A 19,391-nucleotide genomic window follows, 5' to 3' on the forward strand; every position below is an offset into this window, starting at 1 on the left:
TAGTGTGGGAGACCACACTACTTTTTATCGTTTAACTATTAAGATCGTATCTTTTACCTTTGACTAAATAAATGATAGCTTCTGAGATATTTGTTGTATGGTCCGCCACACGTTCTAAATATCGACAAATGAAGGACAATTGAATGATTTGTGCTATATAATCTGGATTTTTCGTCATGAGGTCCATTAATTCTGCCACAAGACCCCCATACATCTTATCAACTTCATCGTCCTTTTTAGCAACATCTCTCGCCTTAAAGATGTCTTCTTCATTAAATGCAAGAAGTACATGGTCTATCATTTCCTGTGTGACTGACGCCATTTCTGGTATTTTTTTCAATGGCTCTACAAATTTGTGTTCCCCTATCCTGATAACAGATTTAGCAATATTCACAGCAAGGTCACCAATGCGCTCAATATCTGTTGTGACTTTCATAACCGCAATAATTTTCCTTAAATCTGTAGCAAGAGGCTGTTCCTTTGCGATTAGCCACGTTGCATTCTCGTTAATTTCCTCTTCCATTACATTTATTTCATCGTCATCTTCAATCACCTGTAAAGCTAGTTCGACATTTTGATTTTCCAGTGCGTGTATTGATCTATCTAAAGCTGTTTTGGCCAAATGACCAAGCTCCATCAATTGTGATTTAAGCCCTGTTAGCTGTTCTTCAAAATTTTCTCTTGTCACTACTAACACCTCCATATTGTATGAATGATACTTAGTTCAGTGGGGTACCTGCGCTTTAAAACCGGCGGATAAACACTAGCCAAATCGCCCTGTGATATAATCCTCAGTCCGTTTTTCACTTGGATTTGAAAAAAGTTTGTCTGTATTATCATATTCAACTATTTCACCATTTAGAAAGAACGCTGTTCGATCAGATATACGAGCGGCCTGTTGCATATTATGAGTTACAATCACTATGCTATAGTCTTTTTTTAACTGCTGAACCAATTCTTCAACCTTTAATGTAGAAATAGGGTCTAAAGCAGATGTTGGCTCATCCATTAAAATAACATCTGGTTCTATTGCTAAACACCTTGCTATGCATAAACGCTGTTGCTGGCCACCAGATAGACCATATGCGTTTTCGTGTAGCCGATCCTTTACTTCATCCCAAAGAGCAGCACCTTTTAAACTATTTTCTACAATTTCATCGAGTACTTTTTTCTTTTTAACCCCGTGAATTTTTGGACCATATGCAACATTTTCATAAACAGACTTTGGAAAAGGGTTTGGTTTTTGAAACACCATTCCAACATTTGTCCGTAGTTCCTCCACCTTATATTTAGGATCAAAGATGTTTTGTTCTTTATAAACAATGCTTCCAGCCATGTTTACTGACGGAACTAATTCAACCATACGATTAAGTGCTTTAATAAAGGTAGATTTACCACAACCCGAAGGCCCTATTATCGCTGTAACTTGGTTAGCTGGAATATCTAATTCCAATTCTTTTAAAGCTTGCTTTTCTCCATACCACAGATTGAAATTTTGTACCGAATAAATAACTTTACTATCTGGAATTTTGTTGGAGTTCATCATTCCAATAATAGGTACACGCTTTTCATCTTTTTGCAAATTCATAGAGAACGCCTCCTCAATTTTAATATCTTTTAGAAAACTTATTTCTAATTAGCACTGCAATAGAATTCATTAAAATTAACATAATTAGTAGCACAATAATTCCAGCTGCAGCTGCAAATTGGAATTCTTCTTGGGGTCTACTAGTCCAGTTGAAGATTTGAATTGGCATTACAGTAAATCCAGACCAAACATTTTCAGGTAAAAAAGCGATAAATGATAATGCACCAATCATTAATAGTGGAGCAGTTTCACCTATTGCCCTCGATAAAGCTAGAATACCACCAGTTAATATCCCTGGAATTGCAGCAGGAAGTATAATCCGGCGAATCGTTTGCCACTTTGTTGCTCCCATTGCAAAAGATGCTTCATATTGATCATTTGGTATAGAACGAATAGCTTCTTGAGCAGCAACAACGATAATTGGCAGGATTAACAAACTCATTGTTAGTCCACCAGCCATTATACTTCTTCCCATCTCCATTAATCTCACAAAAATAGTCAGGCCGAGAAGTCCAAAAACAATAGAGGGTACGCCTGCAAGGTTTGAAATGTTTATTTGAACAAAACGGGTCCATCTATTCTTTTTTGCGTACTGCTCTAAATAAATCGCCGTACCAACTCCCAATATAAGTGATACCGGGGCTGTTACTGCCATTAGCCAGAGAGAACCGATAATTGCTGCCTTAATACCCGCTTCCTCAGGAAATCTTGAGGCAAAACTAGTTAGGAATCCCCAATCTAAATAGCCTACACCCTGAGTGAAAACACGGAATAATAGGGTGGCTAAAACGACTATCCCAAACAATGTTGCAATAAAAAATAAATATTTAATAACTACGTTTTTGGTTAATCTTCTCCCTGTTGCATTTCTGACTGCATCCTTGTTGATTAAACTCATATTAATATTCCTCCCTAAACCGTCGGGAAATGTATTGTGCAAGCAAGTTCATTAATAAAGTAAAAACAAATAATGTCATCCCTACTGCGTAAATACTATAATAGATGGTTGATCCATAACCTGCATCACCCAGACTAACTTGTACGATATATGCCGTCATGGTTTGAATCGATTCCGTTACATCCAATGAAAACACCGGCGTAGCTCCAGCCGCAACAGCAACAATCATTGTTTCTCCAATAGCGCGTGAGATACCCAAAACGCAAGAAGCTATAATTCCTGAAAGTGCTGCTGGCAGTACTACTTTTAATGCAACTTCAAACTTGGTTGCACCAACTGCGAGAGCTCCTTCTCTCATAGCATTTGGAACTGAGCTCATTGCATCTTCTGATAGTGATGCAATCATTGGAATAATCATTATGCCGATCACAATACCAGGGCTGAGCGCATTGAAAATGGGCAAATCCGCTATCACATGTTTTAGCAAAGGTGTGACAAAAGTGAGAGCGAAGAAACCATAAACTATAGTTGGTACACCTGCGAGAACTTCTAATATTGGTTTAATTATTTTTCTCACTCTTAATGAAGCATACTCACTTAAATAGATAGCAGAGGCTAATCCAATTGGAATAGCTACAGCCATTGCTATAACTGTTATGAGCAGTGTTCCAGCTATTAATGAAAGAACACCATAAGATGCGTTTTCATCAGCAAAAGGGTACCATTCTGTACTTGTAATGAATTCCATGAAAGGAACACGTTTAAAAAAGGTAATTGTTTCAACTAATAGTGTAAAAACAATTCCAATAGTTGTTAAAACAGAAATTATAGCACAAAGTAAAAATACGAATGGTGCCACCTTTTCAGTAAATTGCAATAGAGAACGGTTAGTTCTATTTTCTTTTATCATATCTTGAACTGACTTTGACATTACGATCCTCCTCGTTAAAAAACAGTTTAATGTGAGGAAATGCGTTCTTATAGCATTTTCCTCACATTTAAAGTAATCTATTTTGTTAATAAACCCCTACTACTATTTATATTTACTTCCCTGCTATCTCAGCTAGCTTACTTAGTTGATCGTTATATACACTATCAGGTAAACCAACGTATCCAACCGCCTCTGCCATTTCACCAGCATTTTCAAGCGTATACTTCGCAAAATCATAAACTGTTTCATCTTTCAGTGCTTCATGTTTCATATAAATGAACAGTGGTCTCGACAACGGTTCATATTCACCTGATTGAATTGTTTCTTGACTTGGTGTTACTGCTTCACCATTCTTATTAACAATTGGAACCACTTTTAATTCATCTTTATTTTCAAGATAATAAGCATAGCCAAAGTATCCAATTGCATTCTTAGTACCAGTCACACCCTGAACTAATACATTATCATCTTCAGATAAAGAAGCGTCTTTACGCATTTGTTCTCCATCTAGTACTACTTCATCAAAGTAGTCGAATGTACCAGAGTCGGCACCAGGACTAAAGAACTTAATCTCTTCATCAGGCCATCCTTCTCGAACGTCTGCCCAAGTTATCACGTTACTGCTTTCAGACCACATTTTGTCTAATTCCTCTATTGTTAATTGATCTACCCATTCATTTTTTTTATTGACTACAACTGATAAACCATCAAGCGCTACTTTGAATTCCGTGTATTCTATTCCTGCTTCTTTAAGCGCTTGTTTCTCTTCTTCTTTAATTGGTCGAGATGCATTTGACATGTCTGTTTCACCAGCAATAAACTTTTCAAATCCTCCGCCAGTACCCGAAACGCCAATTGTAGCTTTTACTTTAGGATTATCAGCAGAATATTCTTCAGCTATTGCTTCCATAATTGGGAATACTGTAGATGAACCATCTACCATTACTTTTTTTGAATCGCCCTCTGTATTTCCACTTCCATCTCCGTTACCACAAGCAGTAGTAAAAATAACAAGTGAAAGCATTATAAAGGTCAATAACGTAATTTTTAACTTCATCTTAAATCCCCCTAATTGATTGTTTTAACTCTACATTTCTGATTCTACTAGATGATTGTTAAGTCAGTATTAATTCAATGTAAAGGTTGTGTAAATTTGAATTAAGGCTCTAAGTCAAATGTCCGGGTGAGCACATGATGCTCACCTCTAATTTATGCAACTCGAAAATATATAGTTTAATACTGATGTTGCTGTAAAACCTTATTTCTAACAACGATTAAGCCGTTTACAAACCAAACGCATTTTTCACTTAAGACCTTCATTTTTATTAATTCCTTCAATATACCTATTATGTAATCCAAAAGTAAAGTCTATTCATAATTTATTTTGCCAGTTTTGAAAGGTTTCCATCGACTTTTCGAATTCTGATTTTCAGAAAAACTTTGCTACGTCATAGAATTGATGTAATCTTTCCTTTGTACTTTTTAAATCTAAATGATTGACTGATATCCATTACAACAACCTTTGCTTTATCGTCATTTTATCTAAGATAATTATATTGTTCACACCATTATTAGCACTCCGACAATTACTGTAGAGCCATTTAAAAAATCCCAAATTACTAGTTTACTAGCAACTTGGGATTTTTTATCCATCCTATTCTTCTTTTTCAGTTTGGTTATCCTCTGTTTCCGTTCGTTTTTCTTTTAAATCAAAGTAAGCATCTAATAATCGTTCTCCAATATAATCATTAAGATAGTACTCTCCGTTTGTATCAGGGACTACAATTGCAAAGGCCACCTCTGGGTCTTCATATGGTGCATATCCAACAAGTGTCAGGTTTACTGTTTCATGGATTGCCTTAATTTTGCCTTCATCTTCACCTTTTTCATATCTCTCAATATAAATAGATTCAGCTGTACCAGTTTTTCCTGCTGAGCTATAGCTCTTGTCACCAAAATAATTATAAGCAGTACCACCCTGAACCTGATATGCCATTCTGAAACCCTTTTGCACCTGTTTAATCAGGCTTTCATCCATCGTTATACGGTTAAGAACATCTGTATTCTTACTATCAAATACTGGTCCTAACTTATCCTCGTAAGGTGTTGGTTTGTGAATCGCTTTAACAAACCTTGGACGGACACGATAACCATCATTTGCAATAGTCGATACGTATTGGGTCAACTGCAATGGTGTATAGGTGTCATACTGCCCAATTGCAAAATCCAGCAAATGACCACTTATCGGATCAACACCTTGGTATCCAATTCCTTCTGAAGGAAAATCAACACCAGTGCTAACACCTAAGCCAAATTGACTAAAGTAATTTCTGAACTGTAAAAATGACTTTGACAATGAATCAAATTGTAATGGCGCGTTAGGTGTATAGTTGTAATCCCCACCCATACGCATCGCAACATAAAACATATATACGTTAGAAGATTTTTGCAGGGCTTCGACATCGTTTACAAGACCTAAAGTATCTACATACGAACTTTTAACCGGTGTATCCGCAATTTTTATTGGTTGGTCAAAGAATTGATCTCCCGGACTTATCACACCTGATTCATAACCTGCAAGTATTGTGGCTCCTTTCACTGTCGAACCAGCTCTATATGCATTGTATAGGGTGTTATGGGCAACACTGGTAAAAGAATCTTTTTCCCGATCAAATTCCTGTCCAGACAATGCAAGCAATTCTCCAGTTTGTGGATTCATGACAACTGCATAAGCCTCTTTCATAAATTTATTACCAGATGGATCTTCAGAGATTGCTTTTTTAATCTCGTCCTGAAGTATTTTGTTTACTTTTTCTTGAAACTTCATATCTATGGATAAAACAAGGTCTTTCCCTCGTTCTCCTTCGACTACGACTTTAGAGTCTACCACTAAGTCGTCTTTATTGGTTGTATACTGAATTTGCTCTTTTCTTCCTGTCAAAACATTTTCATATTCTTGTTCTAACCCGCTTATTCCCACTCGGTCATTTCTGCTGTAACCTCTGGTAACATAAAAATCTTTTCTCTCTTTTGGAATTCCTTGATCCCTGGTCGTTATAGAACCAAAGATACTTCTTAAAGTCTCCTTGTATGGGTATGTTCGTTCCCAATCAGTTGTTGCATTTATACCAGGCAACATGTCTAAATGCTCTGCAACCATCGCATACTCTTTGGGTGTGACACCTTTATTTTTCACAACATGAGGTGTCAGTGAATAAGCATTGTCTAACTCAGTTTTGATATTAATTACCTCTTTTTGTTGTTTGGTAAATCCATCTATTTCCGATTCTTTAATCCGGTCAAGCATTATTTGGTATTGTTCACCTGTTTCCAGTTCGTCAATTTCTTTCTTAGTCAGACGACTTTTGGCTTCTTCTTCATGCAGCAAATACCAATACTCTTTCAAATTACGTGTTGTTAATTCACCCTTCTCTGGGTCCGGATCCATATTTACAAAAGATGCAAGCTTTTCTGCGACTTCTAATCTCTCCATAGCACCAGTACCCTTTTCAGGTGTATAAGTGATCGCATAGAGCGGCTTATTTCCAACAACTATATTGTGGTTTCGGTCTAAAATTTTACCCCTTGGTACAGGTATTTTTACTTTTTCTGCAATAGTTCTATCGATTTCTTTTTGGTAACTTTCTCCAGAAACAATTTGCACAACTCCCAATCGTACAATTAAACCAGAGAACAACAAAAATACAGCAAAAAATAATATATTCAAACGAAAGGGTAACTGAGCCTTTCTTTTTTTCTTTTTAAACATACGCCTCTCCCTTTCAAAACCACATGTAAAATTATTACTTCTAACTGATTATAACATTTTACATGTAACTTTCTAACCTTTATTACCGATTTTTTTCATCAGGGAGTTCTTCCTTTTTCATGATTTCATCTTCCTTATTCTTAATCAGGTAAATATCCTTTATAAAAAAGTAGATAAATAAGTGACCAGCACCAAATATAACTAATAAAATCGGAATTATTTTTTCTGGATTTATAAATGTAACTGATAGTAAGAATACAACTATGGCAACCACTCTGCCTGCATTGACGTATAATTCACGAACAACAATATATTCTATCCGTAAATCTCTTGCTCTCCATGCTTTGCCAATAACATCATAAGTTAACGAAGCATAAGGCACATTTATTATAGGATAGGCGATACCAATAACAATTGCATAAAGGATTAGGGCAGCATAACTTACATTAAAAAGGATAATGTAAATTGCTGTATAGAGGAGTATAGCCCCTACCAAAATAGACTTTTTCCGCAAGTTAGGCTTGATAAACTTAGTTACAAGAAAATAGAATACAAATGAAAGACCGGATAAGAAAAGATTAAACATTCCTAGTGCAAGCTCACTTCCAGTTGCAATAAACACCCAAATAGCTATAACAAACAAAAATATCCCTTCTCTTAATCCTTGAAAAACATGCGCGTTTAAAATCTTTTTCCAGTTTTTGTTATGCTTTCTTTCCTGTAATATACGTTTAAAGTGATATGCTCCTTCTGCATTTCTCTTACTTAGAAAGAAACTACAAATAACTGCACCAATAAACATAAAGAAAGAAATTGTGAAAATAGTTTTGTAGCCAAAATTGGCTTCCATGTTTGCAATGATAATACCCGCAATTAATGGACCAATCATCCCTCCGAATGATTGTAGAACACCTAAAAATCCATTAAAAACATCACGCGTATTTGGTTCTGTTATTTCAAATGTAAGTACGTTAAAGGCAAGCCAGTAAAATCCAAACCCTATTCCTAATAGTCCGCCAAGATAAAAATGAAAGGACGCTGCAGAATCACCGATGAACAAAACACTCAAAAAAAATAGAGATAAAAAAATTACCCCTAGTCGTAACAGAAATACTCGATCAATTTTTTTTGCCATTTTGCCAGCAAGTATAAATGTAAGAGGTTGAAGCGTGTAAATGCCCAAATTGTAAAGAGCAATTGTGACGTAATCACCAGATTGTTTCCACAAATATATATTAACAAACGTATTGGATAAAAATAATCCTAAGGAATATAGACCACCTATAACTAACAAAAATACTAAATCGGTATTCTCTTTTATATAGTTAATTACTTTTTCTTTGTATGTTTGCATAGTGAATTTCTCCTCGCAAGTTCCTACATAGTTTGAGCAAATGGCAATGAGATATGCAAACTGTTTCCACTAAATTAAAAAAGACACAGGATATATTTCCTGTGTCTTAAAACAATAAAGAATTATTTAGCTTCGTTATAGTTTTTTGAAACTTCATCCCAGTTTACTACGTTCCAGAATGCTGAAGCATACTCTGGACGTTTGTTTTGATATTTAAGATAGTAAGCATGCTCCCAAACATCTAGTCCTAAAATTGGAGTCTTGCCTTCAGTTAATGGGTTATCCTGATTTGGAGTACTAGTTACTTCAAGTTCACCATTATTTACTACTAACCAAGCCCAACCTGATCCAAAACGAGTTTTAGCCGCTCCTTCAAATTCTTCTTTAAACTTATCAAAGCTGCCAAATTTATTGTTAATCTTATCAGCTAGTTCACCTGAAGGTTCACCGCCACCATTTGGTGAGAGAACTTTCCAAAACAAGCTATGGTTTGCATGACCGCCACCATTGTTGCGGACAGCTGTACGAATGTTTTCTGGTACAGAATTAAGATCTGCAACTAGATCTTCAATGGATTTGTCCTGAAGATCAGCGTGTCCTTCAAGCGCACCATTTAATTTTGTTACGTAAGTATTATGATGCTTCGTATGATGGATGTTCATTGTTTCTTTATCAATAGTTGGTTCTAAAGCATCGTATGCATAAGGTAATTCTGGTAATTCAAATTTAGCCATTATACTTCCTCCTTCAAAATATTGTAATAAAAGGATTGAAAATTCAACCTTTTAAAGCAAGATTATCAGAGCTTTGAGTGACTTGCAACTTATATGCATAAACATATAGTTCACAATTCAAAGCACCCTATTAATACTATTACACGAATAGCTAATTTTAAAACATACCAAAAGCATCAGGAATGCAAAACATTTGGCTTAGTCTAAGCTTTGTAGTTTACTTAGCATCAAAAAAATCAAGTTAAAAAGGATATCCTTTTTAACTTGATTAAGATAAGATGGCTCAGGACGGAATCGAACCGCCGACACAAGGATTTTCAGTCCTTTGCTCTACCGACTGAGCTACTGAGCCATATTTAACTATTTACTGCTTTATGTTCATTTAACTAAATGATTAACAAAGTTTTAAAATATGTATGGAGGAGGAAGAGGGATTCGAACCCCCGCGGGCTTTGACACCCCTGTCGGTTTTCAAGACCGATCCCTTCAGCCAGACTTGGGTATTCCTCCGTACTATTTGAAAAAATAAATGGTGGACCCTGCAGGACTCGAACCTGCGACCGATCGGTTATGAGCCGATAGCTCTAACCAGCTGAGCTAAGGGTCCTACTATTTATGGGGCGACCGGTGGGGCTCGAACCCACGCATGCCGGAACCACAATCCGGTGCGTTAACCACTTCGCCACGATCGCCATAAAGTAATATCTGTTCAAATATATAATTGGTAGCGGCGGAGGGGATCGAACCCCCGACCTCACGGGTATGAACCGTACGCTCTCGCCAGCTGAGCTACACCGCCATATGGCTCCACAGGTAGGACTCGAACCTACGACCGATCGGTTAACAGCCGATAGCTCTACCACTGAGCTACTGTGGAATAATCTGATAAAGTGGATCATAGTGGTACAATCTTGTTTGGGCCTGCTTGTCACACAAACCGTTCCTCGCATGACCTCATAAAACATAGTGCATTCGGTCAAGCTACTGTAAATAATCTAAGTAGAAGTTTCAATTTCTGTTGTAAGGAATTAACAAGCGACGAAATATAATTTATCATGTACTGGACAATCTGTCAACATATTTCGTATAATTTTTTAAAAGTATTTTTGCTGTTACGTTTTTAACAACATTAATAACTATAGCACGCTCACCTCTATTTTTCAATTTAAATCTTCATTTTATATAAAAAAATTAGTTACCTCTCTCAAGGTAACTAATTCTTGTACATTTTATTCCCCTAGAACATCTTCTGCTATGTTAACAGAATGATCTCCTATACGTTCTAAATTACTAATTATATCGACAAATACAATACCAGCCGAACCACTACAATGTCCCTCATTCATCCTGATAATATGTTTTTTACGATAATTTCGTTCCATCTTATCAATTTGATCCTCTTTTTGAACAACTGCCAATGCTTCTTCACGATCCATGTTATCAAGTGCTTTAACTGCTTGCTTAACAGTAAGAATCGTCAAATCAAACATGTCGTTTAAGTCCTCTTGTGCTTGTTCTGTTAAATTTACTTTATTTGACATTTTATAATCAATTAATTCAACAATGTTTTCGAAGTGATCGCCAATTCTTTCTATATCACGAACGGAATCCATCAATGCAGTATGTTTTGCACTTTCTAATTCTGATAGGGATCCTGCTGATATTTCCACTAAATAATCCGTTATTTTGCGATCCAGGCTATTTAATGCACCTTCAATCTGCAAAGCGGTTTCTGAGTTTTTTTGCTTTTGTGTCAGCAAATATTCATATGTTTCTTCAAGTCCTTGAGCAGCATACTCACCCATACGTATTACTTCTGCCTTCGCTTGGTCTAACGCCAACGTTGAAGACTGTTGAATAAAAATAGGATCTAAATGTTTTGGCTTGTATTCAATAGTTACATCCTCACCAGGTATAATTTTCGTAACTAACCAGGCTAATGCTCCAATGAAAGGAAATTGGATAAGCGTATTGACAATGTTGAAACTACCATGAGCATAAGCTAATGTCATTTTCGGATCCAAATTTAATTGGTCCTGTAGAAAAACTACATATTGTGTAAATAGCCCTATAAATATCAAGAAAATAGTTGTACCAATTAAATTAAAAATAACGTGTGTATATGCTGCTCTTTTTGCAGCTACACTTGCTCCGATTGAGGCAAGGACAGCGGTAATAGTAGTACCAATATTGTCTCCAAATAGTACGGGAACTGCCGCGCGTAATTCAATTGCACCCTCAGCAAACAATCCTTGTAGAACACCAATTGTAGCGCTTGAACTCTGTACAACTACGGTAAACAATGTTCCTATAACAACACCTAGAATTGGGTTTGAACTCATACTCTGGGTTAGCTCTTGAAATGTTTCTAAATGCCTCAATGGCTCCATACCCTGACTCATTAACTCCAAGCCAAAAAATAATGCACCAAAGCCAAAGATAGTTTGACCAATATTTGTTATTTTTTGGTTCTTAAAGAAGAAAATCAGAAAACAACCGACTGCTATGATTGGAAGTGCATACTCTCCCAAATCAACTCCGATGATAAATGCAGTAATAGTAGTTCCGATATTTGCACCCATAATAACACCAATAGCTTGTCTTAGTGTCATAAATCCAGCATTAACAAGTCCTACTGTCAGTACAGTAGTTCCTGAGCTACTTTGTATTAGCATGGTAACAATAATACCTGCTAATACCCCAAGAAATGGGTTGCTTGTAAATTTATCTAATATGTCTCTTAAGCGGTCTCCAGCAGTTTTTTGTAGTCCATCTCCCATAAACTTGATACCAAGGAGAAAAATCCCCAAACCACCGACAAATTCGAATATAAGTTGTTGAATATCTATATCCAATGGTCAAACATCCCTTCAATCTTGTTGAATTTTGTCACATTACCACAATTATTAAACGAATTACATAGTTTTGTAAAGGAACTTACAAAAACTTAACATTAAATTTACAAACTTGAACTTGTACATGCTTTTACTTTGCCATAGTATTTGATTCGTTATTCTTTGTAAAATAAAAACTCATGCAGTTTTACGCATGAGTTTGCTCAGAAATGATTTTTTCAACAAGTACCTTTGTTCCGTCCACTTGCACTACCTTAACAGGTGTGTCTTTAATAATCCATTGACCATTTGATACAGCACTATAATCCTGATTGTTTATTCGTATTGTGCCTACAGGTCTTAGGTTGTTTATCGCCACCCCTTTTTTGTACAGTAAACCTTCGTATTCAGAACTCATTGAATTATAACCAGCTTCATTTGTGAGTCGGTCCTTAAAGTTAGTTTAGTCCACAAATCTCTATGTTTAAATACCTTGAGAAACAATAGTGAAGAGAAACCTCCAACTAACACACCGATAACCGCATACAACCCTATTACTAGTGTTGGTGCACTTATTGCTACAGATGTAAGCATACACCCTAACCCCAGTGTTGCTAAAGTACCGTCATTGATTAGCTTTCCATCTAAAATTATAAGTAATAACCCGACAAAATATATAATAAGCATGATAATAAAGGAACCTGTTTCTAAGTATACTGAAAAATAAACAGTTATGAATCCGATACCTAATAGTGCAAAAAAACCACGCATATTAACCCATACTTCCCCAAGCAAAAACAAAGTTCCAAGACCTGTTATTACAAATCCTATCCAATCGGAAGAAAAGATGTCCATAATTAGCCCCTCCTTTATATTACTAGTATACGGGATACCTAAACAAATTGTTTCATAAAAGGAGATACCACCATGAACTTTTTTGGGAAATCACTTTTTTTCTTTCTTGTTATATTACTTTTTGCGAGTATTTATCATGATATTACCTTAGGGAGCTTTCCTTTGAATAATGAACTTCAAAAAACAAAAACAGTAAGCTATGATAAAAAAGTTTACGTAAAGGTGTTACCAGGGGAAACGGTATTGTCTATTGTAGAGAGGTACAACAAAACAAAAACAGTAAATATAGATCAAATCATATCAGATTTTAAAAAATTAAATCCTCATGCAGAATCTTATCAGCTTAAATCTTACCAGTTTTATTATTTTCCTCTTTACTAATAAAAGGAGGATGACTAAGCACCCTCCTTCCCTTTTTTACAAATACGGAAGAACAAACAAGGACAAAATAATGGATATGGCACCTGCAATTATAGCCGTGTTTCCAAGCGTGTCTGCTGTTTTACTTTTAGCAACAAACCCAACAATAACTCCTGCACCACCAAGAATAATTGGCATGAAAAAGAAAGAAGCAATTGACAGTATTAGGGCAATCCAACCTGTCATACTATTTACGTGTGCTCCAACTTCTGAATTGTTTTGTTGATTTACATTTTGATTATAATCATCAGCAGTGAGCTCCTGTGCTATTTCTTCGTCTCTATCCTCAGCAGTTTCTGTTGGAACAGGTGTGTTTCCATATAAGTTAGCTGTAATAATTTTATGATCGTCCGAATCTTCTTCTGTAGTTGAATCTTTACTTACTCTTCGTTCAAATTGATCCATAAACTTTTCCTCGCCTTCTTTAAAAGAGGTACAACTTAGTTTGTGGATAATAAGAATAAATAAAGTAGTGAATTACTGGTAACAATTAATTTGCAATAGTTATACCTTGTTTTGCATTTGTTAAAATTTCTAATGCATACCAGCTTTTCGCATGTCCATTTTGCTCAACATAATTTTCTAAACCACCCATACCCCGATGGTATGCTGTCAGCGCCTTGTTCCAATTACCATATTGTTCTTTCAGGAAATCTAAGTAAACAAAAGACAAATGAATGGAATAATATGGGTCAAATAACATCTTATCCTCATATGGTAAACCAGCTTTATTTGCGATCCAAGGAGCAGTATTCTTCATAAACTGAGCCATACCATATGCATGCCCATAAATTGTTTTAGGGCCTACCAGCTTAGGGTTAAATGTACCACCTGTTTCAACTTTTAATAACTCATACATAATATGTGGGTTAATGTTAAATGCTTTAGCTTCTTGGATCAGGTAAAATGCCCATGACTTTTTGAATTTTCCATTGCTGTCTTCAACAAATTCAATTGCAGTATCATTTAAACCTTTCCAGTCCTGGTAACTATATCTTTTGTCATTCAATAGTGGCTCTGCTATTAAATATCCATTTTCACTTGTCAACGTATTGTTTTTTGCTTCCAACACATTATTTTTCTCTTTAAGTGCTTGCTTTTCCTGAGTCAGCATAAAAATTATAGCGAATGAAATAATACTGATTCCAAGTAAAACAAATACCGTTCTTGTACTATTATATTCAGTTTTCAACAAATTACCTCCTATGATATTTCCCCTAACCCTTTCATCCAAATCGCATATAATAATAAAGCATTTATATAAAAGGAGCGAAAATCATGTCTAAAATTATGAAAGAAATTATTACAAAAAAATTAAAAAACATTTCTTCTGAAGAATTACTGCATTACAGCAAACAATATGGATTTTCACTTTCTCATAACGAGGCGAAACAAATAACAGATTATGTAAAAAGCCACCCCTTTGACCCATTTAATGAAACTGAGCGAATAAATTTTTTCAAAAAACTAGCCAAGATAACAGATATAAATACCACAAAAAAAGCCCAAAAACTATTTGGGGAAGTGATTAAATCTTATGGTATTCAATCCCTGTTTTAACTATACCCGCTCGTATAATAAATAAACCATAAAAGGAAGAGTGCAATTTAGCGCTCTTCCTTTTATGGTTAATCACTACTAATTTTATCCTTTAATTTCGGATCAAAATTACCATCTTTCAGCATTTCTATTTCAAATTTATATGGGGATTTTTTATTCTTTTTATCTTCTCCAACATAAGGTGTTTCCAATATCTTAGGAAGATTGGCCAGTTGTGAATGATGAACAACTTTGTGAAGAGCACTAAACCCTATATGTCCAAATCCAATATTTTCGTGTCGATCCTTATGGGCTTCACGCTCATTTTTACTATCATTAACGTGGATTACTTTTAAGCGATTAACACCTATAATCTTATCGAATTCATTTAGTACACCATCAAAATCGTTAACTATGTCATACCCCGCATCATGAATATGACAGGTATCCAAACAAACAGATAACTTTTCATTTAAATGTACGCCATCAAATATTCTTGCCAGTTCATCAAAAGTACGACCGATTTCTGTACCTTTTCCAGCCATTGTTTCTAGTGCAATCTGGACTGTTTGATCTTTTTCCAACACTTCATTTAATCCTTTAATAATTTTGCTTATACCATCATCTACCCCTGCACCGACGTGAGCACCGGGATGAAGAACAATTTGTTTTGCCCCAAGTGCAGCAGTCCTATCTACTTCACTTTTTAAAAAATTAACACCTAAGTCAAATGTTTCCTTTTTTACCGAATTGCCTATGTTTATAATATATGGAGCGTGTACAACAAACTCCTCAATGCCATTTTCTTTCATATGACCTAGCCCTGCATCAATATTTAATTCGTCAATTGCTTTTCTTCTTGTGTTTTGTGGTGCTCCAGTATAAATCATAAAAACATTTGAACCGTACGAAACCGCTTCTTCACTGGATCCTAATAGCATATTCTTTCCACTCATTGAAACATGTGATCCAATTTTAACCATAAATTACACCCCGTTTTTTTCTTTCCAGGCTTCTGATCAGTCGCCTGCGCTTTTATTGGCTAGCTTCGGCTTCTAGAAGCTGCCGTCATAAGCTTGAAACACTTCGAACGCTAAAACCATGCGTTCTTCTTTTCCCTGCTTATGCGTCTGCTTCTGATCAGTCGCCTGCGCTTTTATTCTTACTTTTTATATTTTGTTTTTTTACTTAATCGTTTTTTAATTGTTTCTTGTTGGTACTTCATCTTCTTTTTGTATCCCGGCTTTACTTTTTTGGTTTTTTTAACACGTTGCCATGCTTCTTGATCAACATTGCCATCTGTTTTTACGCGTAAATTACGTTCATTCCAGGACTTCATTTCAACCCATTCGTCATTTTTAACATCAAAGAAGGTAAACTTTAGGCCTTTTTGCTCCAATTTACTTATTATTTTTGTGTCATCTTCATTATATAGACTAATGGCTGTTCCTTCCATACCAGCACGTGCAGTTCTGCCTACGCGGTGCACATAAAAATCTTCCTCTTTCGGCAACTGAGCATTTATTACATGACTTACACCTTTGATGTCAATTCCTCTTGAAGCTAAATCAGTTGCAACAATGTATTGGAAACGTAAACTTTGTATATCCTTCAGAGCACGTTTTCTTTCTCTTGGTGTCAAGCCACCGTGGATTAGTCCAACATCTAATCCCTTCTCTAACAACGCTTCAGATAGTTCATTAGCCCTTTCTTTACCATTGGTAAATATTATAGCTAAGTAAGGATTTATTACTTTTGATATTTTTGCTATAACCTCTGCTTCACTTCGATGTTTTGTGTCAATTAAGTGATGTTCCATTGTCTCAGGTGATAATTGATCGTCAATTTTAACATGTAGCGGATTGTCCAAGTATTTTTTGAAAAAGTGTTCTAAACGCTGTGGTATCGTTGCTGAAAAAACAAGTAATTGTATGTTCTTATTTGAGCGAACAAGCAATTGGTCAACGTCATTTATAAAACCAAGATCCAACATTAAATCGGCCTCGTCAATTATAAAGGCAGAAGCAGAATAAATAGAAAGAGCTTCTTCTTTCACAAGATCCAATATTCTCCCTGGTGTTCCAACTACAATATGAGGTGGTTCTTTTAACTTGTCCATCATTTTTTGCTTATCTGTTCCACCAACTAATAGTTTAGATATCCATTGTTTTTCTTTTCCGGCAAATTTAATGATCTTTTTTACCTCATCGTGAATTTGCGTGGCTAACTCTCGAGTTGGAGCAGTAATAACAAACTGTACAAGTCGCTTCTCAGCATTTATCTGGTTAAATAGAGGCAATAAGTAAGCATGGGTCTTACCGGATCCAGTGTGAGACTGTCCAATAACACTTTTCCCCTTTAGGATTGCTGGTATTACCTTTTGCTGAATGTCAGTCGGTTGATTAAAATGTAACTTATTGATAGCTTCTGTTAAAATAGAATCAAAATTAAATTGATCAAAACTCTTTTTTTCCATATATATTACTCCTTTTGGTGCTTTTTCAGCACACTTTTTCAAGCCCTAACTAAAATTCCCTATTATTCATTATAGAACACATTTACAACTCCTGCATTAAGAAATGAAATACAGTTTTTTGTCTACCTTTAATTAACCCGACGATCAGTCTATATAAATTGAAATGGCTCTGTATTTGAAGCAGAAACAATCACCTGCAAACCACTACTGTTAAAAATACTTTCCAGATAGCGTTTTGTAGCAACTTTCATAACCTTCTCAACATGATGTCCAGGATCGATTACAGAGAGACCCATTTGCCATGCGTCTTGAGCGTGGTGAAAAGACATGTCTCCAGTTAGATAGACGTCTGCTCCTTTATCCATCGCTACTTGAATAAAGTCAGACCCGCTTCCACCAAGAACTGCAATCTTTTTTACTACTTGGTCTAACTCTCCCGTAACTCGAACTGTAGGTACATCTAAGGAGCTTTTAACATACTTACTGAATTCTCTTAACGTCATTTCATTAGATAGCTCGCCAAGTCTTCCCACACCGAAACTTTCCCCTGAATTTACTAGTGGAAAAATATCATAGGCAACTTCTTCGTATGGGTGCGCTTGCTTCATTTGGTGAACAACAGTTGAAAGTTGTTTTTCTGAAACAATGGTTTCTACTTTAGTTTCATCCACATGCTCCATAATTCCTTCTTGTCCTATAAAGGGGTGAGTTCCTTGCAGTGGTGTGAATGAACCTACACCTTCCGTTTGGAAAACACAATGGCTGTAATTACCAATATGACCAGCCCCACTGCCTCCTAGAGCTGAACGGACAACAGTTAAGTGAGTATTTGGTACATACACGACTAGTTTATACATAATTTCTTTCTTAGATTCAATTAATATTTTTGTGTTAGTAAGCCCAAGCTCATCACATAGCATATCATTAACCCCACCATTTGCAGCATCCATGTTTGTATGGGCTGCATAAACCGTTATATCATGTTTTAATAACTTGTTAATTATTCTACCTTGAGATTGATCCGTATCAATCTGTTTAGCCGCTTTAAACAGGAGGGGGTGATGCGCAATGATCAAGTCTATTTCTTTCTTAATAGCTTCATCTACTACTGTTTCCAGAACGTCTAATGTAATCATAACCTTTTTTACTCGCCTGGAAAAAGACCCTACCTGTAAACCAACGTTATCCCAATCGTAAGCCAAATCTCTTGGAGCCCAATCTTCAATAGCCTGAAACACATCTTTGTTCGTTAATCTATTGTCCATCTTGTAATACCTCCTTAATCCATGCTAATTCAGTATTAAACTGCTTTATTTTTTCAGTTTGCGTTATACTAGCCTGCTCCAATTGCTTCATAACATTTCGAAGTTTCTGTTGCTCACTTTCCCATTTTTTATAAAAGATCTTTGATTTTTCTGTTAGCAGTATTGGACCAAACACAATTTCTTTTGCTGTAAGATTCTGAACTTCTCCCACGTAATCAGCAACTACGATTTCATAAAAGTGTCCGTTTTCCTCAATTATCTCTTCCTGTACAATTTTGTACCCATAAGAAGAAAGCCATTTTCGGACAGATTTTTCATCAACATTTGGTTGCACGATTATTCGTTCAACACTTTCAATTTTCTTTTTGCCATTTTCTAATATGGATTGAATCAACGCACCACCCATGCCTGCAATGACAACTTGTTTCACTTCACCTTTATGTAAAACAGCTAGCCCATTACCAAGCCTGACATCTATGGCCGATTCTAACTGATATGCATTTACTGTTGATTTAGCACTATTATAAGGCCCTTTAACTACTTCTCCTGCTATTGCTTTTGCAGTAGGGTCATTAAGGCACACATAGCAGGCAAGATATGCATGATCAGAACCAATGTCAGCAAAATGAGACGACTTAGGTAAGTAGGAAGCTATTCTTTGTAAACGGCATGAAATAGATAACAGCTGACTCATTCTAATACCTTCTTCCTGTTAATTGAAAAGAAAG

The 19,391-nt window shown here is 35.8% G+C and carries 19 protein-coding genes and 6 tRNA genes; 2 read left to right on the plus strand and 23 right to left on the minus strand.

The genetic code is table 11. The annotated features are described in order from the left end of the window. Nucleotides 1-31: 31 nt before the first annotated feature. The 17 genes from phoU to ACOI1D_RS11775 all read right to left on the minus strand — a co-directional run bounded on the left by phoU (nt 32) and on the right by ACOI1D_RS11775 (nt 12,963). Nucleotides 32-688 (minus strand): phosphate signaling complex protein PhoU, encoded by a 657-nt coding sequence (gene phoU, locus ACOI1D_RS11695; RefSeq protein ID WP_422501471.1) that lies wholly within the window; start codon nt 686-688, stop codon nt 32-34. A gap of 75 nt (nt 689-763) precedes the next feature. Further along, nucleotides 764-1,588 (minus strand): phosphate ABC transporter ATP-binding protein PstB, encoded by an 825-nt coding sequence (gene pstB, locus ACOI1D_RS11700; RefSeq protein ID WP_422501472.1) that lies wholly within the window; start codon nt 1,586-1,588, stop codon nt 764-766. Nucleotides 1,589-1,607: 19 nt separating this feature from the next. Beyond that, nucleotides 1,608-2,486 (minus strand): phosphate ABC transporter permease PstA, encoded by an 879-nt coding sequence (gene pstA, locus ACOI1D_RS11705; protein WP_422501473.1) that lies wholly within the window; start codon nt 2,484-2,486, stop codon nt 1,608-1,610. Nucleotide 2,487: 1 nt separating this feature from the next. After that, complete coding sequence (gene pstC, locus ACOI1D_RS11710) at nt 2,488-3,417, minus strand: phosphate ABC transporter permease subunit PstC (RefSeq protein ID WP_422501474.1); 930 nt, start codon at nt 3,415-3,417, stop codon at nt 2,488-2,490. Nucleotides 3,418-3,529: 112 nt separating this feature from the next. Next, a complete protein-coding gene (locus ACOI1D_RS11715; RefSeq protein WP_422501475.1) occupies nt 3,530-4,474 on the minus strand; it encodes a PstS family phosphate ABC transporter substrate-binding protein in 945 nt (314 codons plus the stop codon). A 597-nt stretch (nt 4,475-5,071) separates the two neighbouring features. Further along, a complete protein-coding gene (locus ACOI1D_RS11720; RefSeq protein ID WP_422501476.1) occupies nt 5,072-7,186 on the minus strand; it encodes a peptidoglycan D,D-transpeptidase FtsI family protein in 2,115 nt (704 codons plus the stop codon). Between the two features lie 82 nt (nt 7,187-7,268). After that, nucleotides 7,269-8,540 carry an MFS transporter gene (locus tag ACOI1D_RS11725; RefSeq protein WP_422501477.1) on the minus strand — a complete coding sequence of 424 codons (1,272 nt, stop codon included), beginning with the start codon at nt 8,538-8,540 and terminating at the stop codon, nt 7,269-7,271. Between the two features lie 122 nt (nt 8,541-8,662). Then, a complete protein-coding gene (gene sodA, locus ACOI1D_RS11730; RefSeq protein WP_422501478.1) occupies nt 8,663-9,274 on the minus strand; it encodes a superoxide dismutase SodA in 612 nt (203 codons plus the stop codon). A 279-nt stretch (nt 9,275-9,553) separates the two neighbouring features. Beyond that, nucleotides 9,554-9,626: transfer RNA gene (locus ACOI1D_RS11735), tRNA-Phe, on the minus strand. A 65-nt stretch (nt 9,627-9,691) separates the two neighbouring features. After that, nucleotides 9,692-9,784: transfer RNA gene (locus tag ACOI1D_RS11740), tRNA-Ser, on the minus strand. Between the two features lie 20 nt (nt 9,785-9,804). Beyond that, nucleotides 9,805-9,881 (minus strand) — tRNA-Ile (locus ACOI1D_RS11745). Between the two features lie 9 nt (nt 9,882-9,890). Continuing rightward, a tRNA-His gene (locus ACOI1D_RS11750) sits at nt 9,891-9,966 on the minus strand. Nucleotides 9,967-9,996: 30 nt separating this feature from the next. Continuing rightward, nucleotides 9,997-10,073, minus strand: a tRNA-Met gene (locus ACOI1D_RS11755). A 3-nt stretch (nt 10,074-10,076) separates the two neighbouring features. Next, nucleotides 10,077-10,151, minus strand: a tRNA-Asn gene (locus tag ACOI1D_RS11760). Between the two features lie 352 nt (nt 10,152-10,503). Then, a complete protein-coding gene (locus tag ACOI1D_RS11765; protein ID WP_422501479.1) occupies nt 10,504-12,129 on the minus strand; it encodes a Na/Pi cotransporter family protein in 1,626 nt (541 codons plus the stop codon). Nucleotides 12,130-12,316: 187 nt separating this feature from the next. Then, on the minus strand, nt 12,317-12,526 hold the full coding sequence (locus ACOI1D_RS11770; RefSeq protein ID WP_422501480.1) for an NfeD family protein: 210 nt from the start codon (nt 12,524-12,526) through the stop codon (nt 12,317-12,319). Then, a complete protein-coding gene (locus ACOI1D_RS11775) occupies nt 12,523-12,963 on the minus strand; it encodes a hypothetical protein (protein ID WP_422501481.1) in 441 nt (146 codons plus the stop codon). The genes ACOI1D_RS11770 and ACOI1D_RS11775 overlap by 4 nt, the downstream gene beginning before the upstream one ends. A gap of 72 nt (nt 12,964-13,035) precedes the next feature. Here ACOI1D_RS11775 and ACOI1D_RS11780 point away from each other — a divergent pair, with 72 nt between their 5' ends. Next, nucleotides 13,036-13,344, plus strand: coding sequence for a LisM domain containing protein (locus ACOI1D_RS11780; protein ID WP_422501482.1), 309 nt, complete (start codon nt 13,036-13,038; stop codon nt 13,342-13,344). 36 nt (nt 13,345-13,380) lie between these two features. On the opposite strand, the gene ACOI1D_RS11785 is transcribed toward ACOI1D_RS11780, so the two are convergent. After that, entirely contained in the window at nt 13,381-13,788 is a 408-nt protein-coding gene (locus tag ACOI1D_RS11785; RefSeq protein ID WP_422501483.1) for a hypothetical protein, read from the minus strand. An 85-nt stretch (nt 13,789-13,873) separates the two neighbouring features. Beyond that, nucleotides 13,874-14,575, minus strand: a complete 702-nt coding sequence (locus ACOI1D_RS11790; RefSeq protein WP_422501484.1) for a lytic transglycosylase domain-containing protein — start codon at nt 14,573-14,575, stop codon at nt 13,874-13,876. A gap of 86 nt (nt 14,576-14,661) precedes the next feature. On the opposite strand from ACOI1D_RS11790, the gene ACOI1D_RS11795 reads away from it, so the two are divergent. Then, entirely contained in the window at nt 14,662-14,943 is a 282-nt protein-coding gene (locus ACOI1D_RS11795) for a DUF2624 family protein (RefSeq protein ID WP_422501485.1), read from the plus strand. Between the two features lie 68 nt (nt 14,944-15,011). On the opposite strand, the gene ACOI1D_RS11800 is transcribed toward ACOI1D_RS11795, so the two are convergent. From ACOI1D_RS11800 to ACOI1D_RS11815, 4 genes are all read right to left on the minus strand, one after another. Beyond that, on the minus strand, nt 15,012-15,905 hold the full coding sequence (locus ACOI1D_RS11800; protein ID WP_422501486.1) for a deoxyribonuclease IV: 894 nt from the start codon (nt 15,903-15,905) through the stop codon (nt 15,012-15,014). A gap of 179 nt (nt 15,906-16,084) precedes the next feature. Then, complete coding sequence (locus ACOI1D_RS11805) at nt 16,085-17,398, minus strand: DEAD/DEAH box helicase (RefSeq protein WP_422501487.1); 1,314 nt, start codon at nt 17,396-17,398, stop codon at nt 16,085-16,087. Between the two features lie 149 nt (nt 17,399-17,547). After that, nucleotides 17,548-18,663 carry a Nif3-like dinuclear metal center hexameric protein gene (locus ACOI1D_RS11810; RefSeq protein ID WP_422501488.1) on the minus strand — a complete coding sequence of 372 codons (1,116 nt, stop codon included), beginning with the start codon at nt 18,661-18,663 and terminating at the stop codon, nt 17,548-17,550. Further along, nucleotides 18,653-19,357 carry a tRNA (adenine(22)-N(1))-methyltransferase gene (locus ACOI1D_RS11815; protein WP_422501489.1) on the minus strand — a complete coding sequence of 235 codons (705 nt, stop codon included), beginning with the start codon at nt 19,355-19,357 and terminating at the stop codon, nt 18,653-18,655. Before ACOI1D_RS11815 ends, ACOI1D_RS11810 begins: the two co-directional genes overlap by 11 nt. Nucleotides 19,358-19,391 lie beyond the last annotated feature (34 nt).

The organism is Virgibacillus sp. DJP39 (assembly GCF_049310925.1).
Lineage (GTDB): Bacteria > Bacillota > Bacilli > Bacillales > Amphibacillaceae > Virgibacillus_F.

Bases quoted from the DNA above. Each gene is read 5' to 3' on its own strand.
- ACOI1D_RS11810 (WP_422501488.1), bottom strand. From the start codon at position 18,663: ATGGACAATAGATTAACGAACAAAGATGTGTTTCAGGCTATTGAAGAT.
- ACOI1D_RS11715 (WP_422501475.1), bottom strand. From the start codon at position 4,474: ATGAAGTTAAAAATTACGTTATTGACCTTTATAATGCTTTCACTTGTT.
- ACOI1D_RS11795 (WP_422501485.1), top strand. From the start codon at position 14,662: ATGTCTAAAATTATGAAAGAAATTATTACAAAAAAATTAAAAAACATT.
- pstC (WP_422501474.1), bottom strand. From the start codon at position 3,417: ATGTCAAAGTCAGTTCAAGATATGATAAAAGAAAATAGAACTAACCGT.
- ACOI1D_RS11800 (WP_422501486.1), bottom strand. From the start codon at position 15,905: ATGGTTAAAATTGGATCACATGTTTCAATGAGTGGAAAGAATATGCTA.
- ACOI1D_RS11780 (WP_422501482.1), top strand. From the start codon at position 13,036: ATGAACTTTTTTGGGAAATCACTTTTTTTCTTTCTTGTTATATTACTT.
- ACOI1D_RS11785 (WP_422501483.1), bottom strand. From the start codon at position 13,788: ATGGATCAATTTGAACGAAGAGTAAGTAAAGATTCAACTACAGAAGAA.
- ACOI1D_RS11805 (WP_422501487.1), bottom strand. From the start codon at position 17,398: ATGGAAAAAAAGAGTTTTGATCAATTTAATTTTGATTCTATTTTAACA.
- pstB (WP_422501472.1), bottom strand. From the start codon at position 1,588: ATGAATTTGCAAAAAGATGAAAAGCGTGTACCTATTATTGGAATGATG.
- ACOI1D_RS11775 (WP_422501481.1), bottom strand. From the start codon at position 12,963: ATGGACATCTTTTCTTCCGATTGGATAGGATTTGTAATAACAGGTCTT.
- ACOI1D_RS11815 (WP_422501489.1), bottom strand. From the start codon at position 19,357: ATGAGTCAGCTGTTATCTATTTCATGCCGTTTACAAAGAATAGCTTCC.
- pstA (WP_422501473.1), bottom strand. From the start codon at position 2,486: ATGAGTTTAATCAACAAGGATGCAGTCAGAAATGCAACAGGGAGAAGA.
- ACOI1D_RS11720 (WP_422501476.1), bottom strand. From the start codon at position 7,186: ATGTTTAAAAAGAAAAAAAGAAAGGCTCAGTTACCCTTTCGTTTGAAT.
- ACOI1D_RS11770 (WP_422501480.1), bottom strand. From the start codon at position 12,526: ATGAGTTCTGAATACGAAGGTTTACTGTACAAAAAAGGGGTGGCGATA.
- sodA (WP_422501478.1), bottom strand. From the start codon at position 9,274: ATGGCTAAATTTGAATTACCAGAATTACCTTATGCATACGATGCTTTA.
- ACOI1D_RS11725 (WP_422501477.1), bottom strand. From the start codon at position 8,540: ATGCAAACATACAAAGAAAAAGTAATTAACTATATAAAAGAGAATACC.